This window comes from Methylobacterium sp. WL6, from assembly GCF_008040095.1.
GTDB lineage: Bacteria > Pseudomonadota > Alphaproteobacteria > Rhizobiales > Beijerinckiaceae > Methylobacterium.
In genome coordinates, this window is the sequence record NZ_VRVH01000205.1 from 1 (window position 1) to 8,232 (window position 8,232).

The following is an 8,232-nucleotide window of genomic DNA, read 5'->3' on the forward strand; positions in this document are numbered from 1 at the left end:
GGCCCAGGGGGCGCGCAGCGAGGCGCGCGAAGCCGCACGCGCCGACGGGACCGCTCCGGCCGCGTGATCCGCGATAGCCGCGGCTAAGTTCCATTCCCCGCGGTGCAAGGTGTGCTGCCGCCTTGAACCTGTTCCGTGGCCTTGAACCTGTGCCGTGGCCTTGTGGCGGCGCGGTCGATTAAGGCCGCCGGGTCGATCGCCCGGACCCGTCATGAGCCGCACCCAGAAAGCCGCCCTCGCCAGTGCCGTCGTCGGCCTGGTGGTCACGGGGCTGAAGTTCCTCGCCTACTGGCTCACCGGCAGCCTCGCGCTGTACTCGGATGCGCTCGAGAGCATCATCAACGTGGTCGCGGCGCTCAGCGCGTTCGTGGCCCTGCGCGTCGCCGGCCTGCCGGCCGACGACGACCACCCCTACGGCCACCACAAGGCGGAGTTCTTCTCGGCGGTGATCGAGGGAGCGCTGATCATCGTCGCGTCGCTGCTGATCCTGCGCGAGGCGTATTACGGCATCCTGGCCCCGAAGCCCGTCGACGCCCCCGCCCTGGGGCTGGCCATCAACGCCGGCGCCACGGTGATCAACGCGGTGTGGGCGTGGGCGCTGCTGCGCTGGGGCAAGGCCTGGCGCTCGCCGGCGCTGGTCGCCGACGGCCGCCACGTGCTCGCCGACGTGTTCACCTCGGGCGGCGTGCTCGTCGGCGTCGGCCTGGTGCTGGCGACCGGCATCCCCGTGCTCGATCCGGTCGTCGCCGGCCTGGTGGCCCTGAACATCCTGTGGTCCGGCTGGAAGATGGTCCGCGAATCCGTCGACGGGCTGATGGACCGGGCGGCGCCGGGCGAGATGGTCGGGCAGATCCGCGCGCTGATCTCGCTGCACGGCGAGGGCGCGCTGGAGGCGCACGACGTGCGGACGCGCTACGCGGGCCAAGCGACCTTCATCGACTTCCACCTCGTGGTGCCCGGCGAGATGAGCGTGCGCGAGGCGCATGAGATCTGCGACCGGCTCGAGGACGCGCTCGAGACCACGATCCCCGGCGCCGTGGTGGTGATCCACGTGGAGCCGTCTGAGCACGCGAAGTTCCGCGGCGTGCCGGTGCTCTGACCGAGTCTCCTGGCACCAAGTCCCCTGGCACCAAGTCCCCTGACAGCAGCTCCCCTGGCAGGATCTCGTGGGCCGGGCTTCCGGGTTCGGAACCCACCGGGACCCGGGGCCCGGGGCGTCTGCGCACTCTGCCACGCCCGCGAATGAATGCAACTTACGGTCGGATCGGACCCAGGGGTTTCAAAGTTCGTTAACCAGGTTCTCAGATTGTACCGAGTGCCGCGATACGTTCAGGAGTTGTTATCGAACGGGGCGCGGCCGAGCATGGTGCGGCTGAAGGCCTATGATGGTGTGTGCTTCTCCTGTCGATCGAGATGCTGGCCGGCGCGGCCGGACGGCGGGCCGCCTCGCGGTCGCCCTCGCCTGTGCGGCCGCCCTGTCGGGTTGCATGGCGACCCGGGCGCGGGAGGCCTCCCACCCTGCGATCCGTGACGTCGCTCAGACGGGATCGATCCCGGAGGCGCCGCCGGCGGTCGTCGCCGCGGCGCAGGAGGAGGTCGGGCGCACCATGCGCCTCGGGCTGATGAACTACCGCCTCAACGTCGGCGACAACCTCGAGATCTCGCTGCTGATCGATTCCAGCGTGGTGCAGCCGACCTACCGGCTGAACCCGAACGACGAGTTCGACGTCGATTTCCGGACCCACCCGGAATACAACCGCACGGTTGTAGTCCGGCCGGACGGGCGGATCTCGCTTCCGGGCAAGAACGGCATCATGGTCGCCGGGCTGTCGCCCGAGCGCGCCGCCACCCTGATCCGCGAGACCTACGACGACGTCCTGATCAACCCGGTCGTCACGGTCCTGCTGCGCAAGTTCCGCACGCCGATCGACGACTTCCGCGACCTGACCCAGCGGTCCGACATCGGCCGCGTCAAGCTGATGGCGATCGAGCCGGACGGCAAGATCAACCTGCCGATGGTGCCGCCGGTCCAGGCGGCCGGCCGCACCGTCAACGAGGTCTCGGCCGCGCTCGCCGCCGCCTACCGGCATCACCTCGCCTCGGTCAGCCCGAGCGTGCGGCTGGCGTCGCTGGTGCCGGCCAACACCATGGTGTTCGGCGAGGTCCGGGTGCCCGGCCCGGTCACGCTGTCGGGCGCCCGGACGCTGGCCCAGGTGCTCGGCACCGCCGGCGGCATCCTGCCGACCGCCGCGGGCGACGCGGTGCGGATCATCCGCTTCGACAGCGGTGCGCAAGGAGGCGCGCAAGGGGCGGTGCAGGTCGTCGACATCGGCGTGCCGGGCCTGGCCGACTCGATCGTCGTGCCGCCGAACGCCACGGTCTACGTGCCGCCCTCGGTGCTGGCCAAGACCGCGCGCGCGGTCGACCTCGTGGTCCGCCAGATCCTGCTCTTCAACGGCACCGGCTTCGGGGTGAACTACATCACCGGCCCCGCCGCCACGACCTCCACCAGCACCACGGCGAGGGCCGCCCTATGAGCGCGACCGAGACCGCCCTCGAGCCGCGCAGGTTCGACCGACCCGGCTTCGACCTGCGCGACGGGCTCGGAGCCCTGTTCCGCCATGCCCGCCCGGCGCTGCTGATCCTGGCGGCGGCGCTGGTCGGCGCCGGGATCTACCTGCTGCTGACCCCGACCGAGTACACGGCCGACGCCAAGCTCATCATCCGCCTCGGCCGCGAGAAGGCGGCCGCGCCGATCGGCGGCGGCACCAACCAGAACTACATGTTCTCCGAGCGCGCGCAGAACGTGAACAACGAGATTGAGATCCTGCGCGACCCGAGCATCGTGCGCGGCGAGTTCGAGGCGCTGAAGGCGATCACGCCGGTGGGCGACCTCGGCCCGCCGCCCGAGGATTGGGGCGCGTGGCTCGTCTACCAGGGCCGCCAGCTCGTCCGCGTCGCCAAGGGGGTCAAGACCTGGGTCGTCGACACCGCCCGCATCCCCTTCGAGGCGATCGGCCTGCTGCGTCATCTCAGCCCGGACGAGAAGCTGTACGAGGCCTACCTCGCCTCGTTCAAGGTCGTGTTCGTCAAGGAGACGGACGTGATCGTCACCGGCTTCACCTGGACCGACCCGAACTTCGCCGCAGCCGCCCTCAACCGCCTGCTCGACGCCTACAAGCGCCGCCACGTCGAGGTCTACGCCGACGAGACGCCGGCCTCGTTCTACGCGGGCAAGCTGGAACGCGCCCGCGCCGAGCTCGCCGCGATCGACCAGCAGCTCGGCAAGTACCTCAAGGGCGCCAACACCGCGAGCTTCGCGATCGAGCAGCAGAACGACCTCGGCACGCTCGCCGACCTCGCCCGCCAGAAGTCGGCGGCGCAGATCGAGCGCGAGGGCGTCGAGACCCGGCTGAAGCGCACCAAGGAATCGGGGCCCGACCGCTGGCAGCCGACGCCGCCGGACGCCGACCCGACGGTCGCCGCCTTCGATCAGCGCTTCGCCGAGCTGCGCACCCGGCGCTCGGAGCTCGCGACGCGGTTCCGCCCCGCCGCGCCGGAATTCGCGAGCCTCGACCGCGACCTCACCGAGCTCGCCCGCCAGAAGTACCGGGCCCTGATCAGCGCCGACACCACCCGGCTGGCGGTGCTCGCCGAGAAGATCGCGGCGATCTCCAACATCGAGGCGTCGCGGCGGCAGGCGGCGATCGGCCAGAGCGACGCCTCGCTCGCCTTCGGCCGGCTCGGCCAGCAGAAGAGCCTGCTCACCGACGAGATCACCCAGACCCAGCGCCGCATCGACGAGCTGAAGACCGGCACCGGCCTCGATTCGCAGTCGGTCACCTCCTCCTCGCTCGTCGCCCGCGCGGTGCCGCCGCGGCTGCCGAGCGGGCCGAACCGCCTGCTGATCCTCGGGCTCGCCGCCGGCCTCGGCCTCGTCGCGGCCCTCGCCTACGTCGCGCTCGCCGAGATCCTCGCCCAGACCTACCGCAGCGCGTCGGACGTGGCGCGCTCCCTCCGGGTGCCGGTTCTCGCCGCCCTCCCCTTGCGGAACGAGGGCCGCGCCGAGCCGCGGCGGACCCGTGCCCCCGGCCTCCGCGGAGCCCACGCATGATCGCCGCCGCGTTCCACGATCCCGCCGTGCCGGACCGCCTCGACCTGGAGCCGGCCCTGGTCCAGCTCAACCGCCGCGAGGGGCCGCCGCTCCGCCGCATCGGCGTCACCGCGGTGCAGGCCGGCGACGGCGTCACCTCGCTCAGTCGCCAGCTCGCCGGGCTCTATGCCCGCCGCGACCTCGACGTGGTGCTGATCGAGGCGAACTGGGCCAAGCCCGCGCTGGCCGCCGCCTACGGCCTCTCGGGCAAGCCGGGCTTCGCCGACATCGTGCTCGGCGCCGTCGCGCCGCTCGACGGCGTCCACGCGGTCGCCGACGGCTTCCACGTCGTCCCCGCCGGCACCCCGGCCTCGATCCGCGAGGCCGGACTCGACGACGCCCGGGTCGAGGCCTTCCTCGGCCTGGTCGACCAGCGCTACCACCTCGCGATCCTCGATTGCGCGCCGATCGGGCAGATCGGCGACACCGCGGCCCTGAGCCCCCTCGTCGACGGCTTCGTCGTCGTCGTCGGGGCCGAGCGGACCCGGCGGGTCGTGGCCGAGCAGGCGATGCGCGACCTCGACGCGGCCGGCGGGACCGCGCTCGGCGTCGTCCTCAACCGGACCCGGCGGCCGATCCCCGACTGGCTCTACCGGCGGCTCGGATGAGGGCCGCGCTCCGCACCCTCCCCCCGCTGGCGATCGGCGCCGGCGCCGCCGCGATGGCCGTGTCGCTGGCGAGCGTTCCGCTGAAGTTCGCCGTCGTCGGGCTCGTCGCGCCGCTGGGCGCGCTCGGCGCCCTGATCCTGGGCCAGCGCGTCCGGCTGACGCCGTTCCTGCTCGTCGCCTTCGCGGTCGGATTGACGGTCAAGCTCGACGTCAGCATGTTCCAGCACTTCGAGGCGGTCGGCCAGTACCTGCCGAGCATCGGCGGCGGCGCCGGGCTCACCGTCAGCGTCGCCTTCCTCGTGGCGCTGACGCTCATCGCCTTCAAGCTCGTCGGCATCGGCGAGGCGCGCCCGCAGCGCCTGTCGCTCGATCCGCCCCTGGTGCTGACGCAGGCCGCCTTCATGGCGGCAGGCGTGCTCTCGCTCGCGAACGCGGGCGACCCCGCCTACCTGTGGTTCGACGAGTGGCGCTTCCTCACGCTGCTCGTCGTCTCGGTCTCGATCGCCAACTTGAGCCCCCGCGACGTCCGCACCCTGGCGCTGGCGATCTGCGTCCTCTGCCTGGTGCAGACGGCGGCGGCGGCGGTGCAGTACGTCACCGGCTCGGAGCTCGGCCTCGGCGTGCTCGGCGAGGAGCAGATCGTCGAGGAGAACATCAACTTCCAGGCCCAGCGCCGCGCCGCCGGCTTCAAGGTCCACCCCAACATCCTCGGCTACTATTACGAGGTGGTCTGGCCGCTCGCGCTGGCGCTGGCGCTGTCCCGCGGCCCGACCTGGCTGCGCCTCGTCGGCGCGGCCGGCGCGCTCTCGGCGCTGGGCGGCGTGGTGCTGACCCTGTCGCGGGCCTCGTGGCTGACCTACCCGCTCTCGGCGACGCTCGTCGTGCTGCTGGTCTACCGCGACCGGCTGCTCACGCGGGCGAGCCTGATCGTCGCCGGCCTCCTCCTCCTCGTGGGCGTGATCGCCGCGATCGTCGTCGGGCCGATGATCTGGGAGCGCCTGTTTGCCGACGACGGCGGCTCGGCGGCGCAGCGCGGCCCGCTCAACGCGGCGGCGCTGGCGCTGTTCGCGCAGTTCCCGATCCTCGGGGTCGGCTTGAACAACTTCGGCAACATGTTCGCCACCCTCGACCAGACCGGCCTGTCGCGGCTCGCCGGGTTGTTCGACCGCTCCAACCACGTCGTCCACAACCTGCACATCCTCGTCCTCACCGAGGTCGGCGTCGTCGGGTACGCCGCCTTCGCCCTGGTCTTCGGGATCGGCCTGTGGCGGGGCTTTTCCGCGATCCGGCGCGCGCCGGTCGGCGATCCGCTCGCAGCGATCGCCGGCGCCTCGGCGATCGGGCTGCTCGCCCACCTCCTCCACGGCCTCGTCGACCCGGGCTTCCGCCTCAACCTCGGCATCGCCGAGCTGCTCTACACCGCGCTCGGGATGATCGCCGCGGTGGCGGCGGCGCAGCGCGCCACCCGCCCTGCCGACCTGAGCGCGGGTCCCCTCTCCCATGGGGAGAGGGACAGGGTGAGGGGCGTGACTTTTCCGGACGACGCACGCCCCTCACCCCAGCCCTCTCCCCCTGGGAGAGGGAGCCGCGTGATGTCGCGCGGTATCCGATCCGAGCGTCCCGAACGACGAAGCGCGAGCCTGCGATGACCCCCGCCCTCAGCGTCCTCATCGTCACCTACAAGTCGGGCGCCGACATCGACACCTGCCTCGCCCTGCTGGCGGCGAGCCGGATCGACCGCGCCTACGAGGTGATCGTCGTCGACAACGCCTCGGGCGACGGAACCGCCGAGCGGATCGCGGCCGACTGGCCCGGGATCCGGGTGATCGCGGAGACCGAGAATCACGGCTTCGCCGGCGCCAACGCGCTGGCCTATGCGGCGTCGCGGGGCGCGGCGATCCTGCTGCTCAACCCGGACGCGTACCTGCGCGATCCGGACGCGGTCTCGGCGGCGCTGGCGCATCTCGACGCCCACCGCCAGGTCGGCGCCGTCGGCCTGCGCCTCGTCTTCGAGGACGGACGCCATCAGGTCGGCGATGCCGGGTTCGAGCCGCGGCCGCTCACCGTCGCCGTGCATGCGGCCGGGCTGTCGGGGCGGTTCGGTCTGCGCGGGGTCTACCTCGCGGGCGGTCAGGCGCGGGCGCCGGGGCCGGTCTCCGTCGACTGGCTCTGCGGCGCCTTCCTGATGCTGCGGCGCGAGGCGGTCGAGGCGATCGGCGGCCTGTCGAGCCCGCTGTTCCTCTACGGCGAGGACGTCGACTGGGGCTGCCGGCTGCGCGACGCCGGATGGCGGGTCGACTACCTGCCGGGCCGCAGCGTGGTCCACCTCCAGGGCGGCTCGGGCAGCAACCGCTCCGCCCGCTGGCTCGACGGGCTCGCCGGCGTCTACGCCCTGCGCAACGGCGGCCGGCGGCTGTCGTCGCCGGCCTTCTTCGCGGTGCCGCTCTGGCTCGGGTTCACGGCGCGCGCCGCCGCCTACGGGCTGCTCGGCCGCCTGCGGCGGCGGCCGGACCTCCTGAGCAAGAGCCGCGACATGAAGCGTTTCGCGGCTCACCTTGCCAATACAGTCGAGACCAGATCGCGCTGATCGCTCAGCGCTTCCTGATGAAGACCATGTGGTAGCCCTTGAGCGGACCCGGCGTGAGCCGGAACAGCAGTTCCCAGAACTTACCCAGGACGATGTTCTCGCCATGATAGAACGGTTGCCCATCGAACGCGTAGGTGAAGTGCTCGAACCGGTCAGTTGGGAAAAGCCGCTTCCGCGCCGCTTCCGTGTTCATCGTGTAGAGCGGCACGAAGGAGTCGATCTCGACGCGGCGTGGCTCGACCATGCGCAGCACGCGGGCGTGCAGGCGCTTGGGGATCAGGCGGGCGCCGATCCCGACATAGCCCCAGCGGTTGGGCGTCCAGGCGCAGAGCCAGCCGCCGGGCGCGAGGATGCGGCCGAGCTCCTCCGCCGTCCGCTCGGGCGTCTCGATGTGCTCCAGCACCGAGAAGGCGGAGATCAGGTCGAAGCTGGCATCCGGGAAGGGCAGCAGCCCGTCGTGGCCGACGAGCTCGACGGCGTCCGCCGTCTCGTTTCCGAGAACCGCCTCGTCGACGTCGCAGGCGGTGACGTGGGCGCAGCGCCCGCGGAAGTCCCCGAGCTGGCGGCGCAGTGGAACCGGGTCATGGCTCCACTTGCCGCGTCCGGCGCCGAACTCCATGACCCGCATGTCGGGGCGCAGCAGCGCGTTGACGCGGACGATGTACTCCATCCGGTGGTCCTGCCGGGAGTAGCCCCCGGCCCCCATCTCGCGGAACAGCCGCTCCTCGACGGTGACCGGCTCGCGGCGGGGCATCGCGTCCTGGCGCAGAAGGGTGTCGTGGCCCATGGTTCGTCCTCCTCAAGCGATGGGATGGTGGGGACGCGCCGCGCGCGGGCGTCCGATGGCGACCGGCGCGCCGACGCGGCGCGGCCGGCGGTGGCGA

General features: G+C 72.1%; 7 protein-coding genes. 6 read left to right on the top strand and 1 reads right to left on the bottom strand.

Annotated features, from left to right (window positions below):
* The first annotated feature begins 211 nt into the window (after positions 1-211).
* The 6 genes from FV230_RS20630 to FV230_RS20655 all read left to right on the top strand — a co-directional run bounded on the left by FV230_RS20630 (position 212) and on the right by FV230_RS20655 (position 7,348).
* Positions 212-1,099: a cation diffusion facilitator family transporter gene (locus FV230_RS20630; protein ID WP_147729013.1), complete on the top strand. Its 888-nt coding sequence runs from the start codon at positions 212-214 to the stop codon at positions 1,097-1,099.
* 388 nt (positions 1,100-1,487) lie between these two features.
* Entirely contained in the window at positions 1,488-2,537 is a 1,050-nt protein-coding gene (locus tag FV230_RS20635; RefSeq protein WP_243938922.1) for a polysaccharide biosynthesis/export family protein, read from the top strand.
* A complete protein-coding gene (locus FV230_RS20640) occupies positions 2,534-4,114 on the top strand; it encodes a lipopolysaccharide biosynthesis protein (RefSeq protein WP_147843722.1) in 1,581 nt (526 codons plus the stop codon). The genes FV230_RS20635 and FV230_RS20640 overlap by 4 nt, the downstream gene beginning before the upstream one ends.
* Positions 4,111-4,761, top strand: coding sequence for a CpsD/CapB family tyrosine-protein kinase (locus FV230_RS20645; RefSeq protein ID WP_147726945.1), 651 nt, complete (start codon positions 4,111-4,113; stop codon positions 4,759-4,761). The genes FV230_RS20640 and FV230_RS20645 overlap by 4 nt, the downstream gene beginning before the upstream one ends.
* A complete protein-coding gene (locus FV230_RS20650) occupies positions 4,758-6,410 on the top strand; it encodes an O-antigen ligase family protein (protein WP_147843723.1) in 1,653 nt (550 codons plus the stop codon). Before FV230_RS20645 ends, FV230_RS20650 begins: the two co-directional genes overlap by 4 nt.
* Positions 6,407-7,348: a glycosyltransferase family 2 protein gene (locus FV230_RS20655; protein WP_147843724.1), complete on the top strand. Its 942-nt coding sequence runs from the start codon at positions 6,407-6,409 to the stop codon at positions 7,346-7,348. Before FV230_RS20650 ends, FV230_RS20655 begins: the two co-directional genes overlap by 4 nt.
* Positions 7,349-7,352: 4 nt before the next feature.
* Here the strand turns inward: FV230_RS20655 and FV230_RS20660 are convergent, their stop codons facing one another.
* Positions 7,353-8,135, bottom strand: a complete 783-nt coding sequence (locus FV230_RS20660; protein WP_243938930.1) for a class I SAM-dependent methyltransferase — start codon at positions 8,133-8,135, stop codon at positions 7,353-7,355.
* Positions 8,136-8,232: the final 97 nt, after the last annotated feature.

Excerpts from the sequence above, each read along its gene's own strand:
- FV230_RS20630 (WP_147729013.1), top strand. The coding sequence starts at position 212 with ATGAGCCGCACCCAGAAAGCCGCCCTCGCCAGTGCCGTCGTCGGCCTG.
- FV230_RS20650 (WP_147843723.1), top strand. The coding sequence starts at position 4,758 with ATGAGGGCCGCGCTCCGCACCCTCCCCCCGCTGGCGATCGGCGCCGGC.
- FV230_RS20660 (WP_243938930.1), bottom strand. The coding sequence starts at position 8,135 with ATGGGCCACGACACCCTTCTGCGCCAGGACGCGATGCCCCGCCGCGAG.
- FV230_RS20645 (WP_147726945.1), top strand. The coding sequence starts at position 4,111 with ATGATCGCCGCCGCGTTCCACGATCCCGCCGTGCCGGACCGCCTCGAC.
- FV230_RS20635 (WP_243938922.1), top strand. The coding sequence starts at position 1,488 with ATGGCGACCCGGGCGCGGGAGGCCTCCCACCCTGCGATCCGTGACGTC.
- FV230_RS20655 (WP_147843724.1), top strand. The coding sequence starts at position 6,407 with ATGACCCCCGCCCTCAGCGTCCTCATCGTCACCTACAAGTCGGGCGCC.
- FV230_RS20640 (WP_147843722.1), top strand. The coding sequence starts at position 2,534 with ATGAGCGCGACCGAGACCGCCCTCGAGCCGCGCAGGTTCGACCGACCC.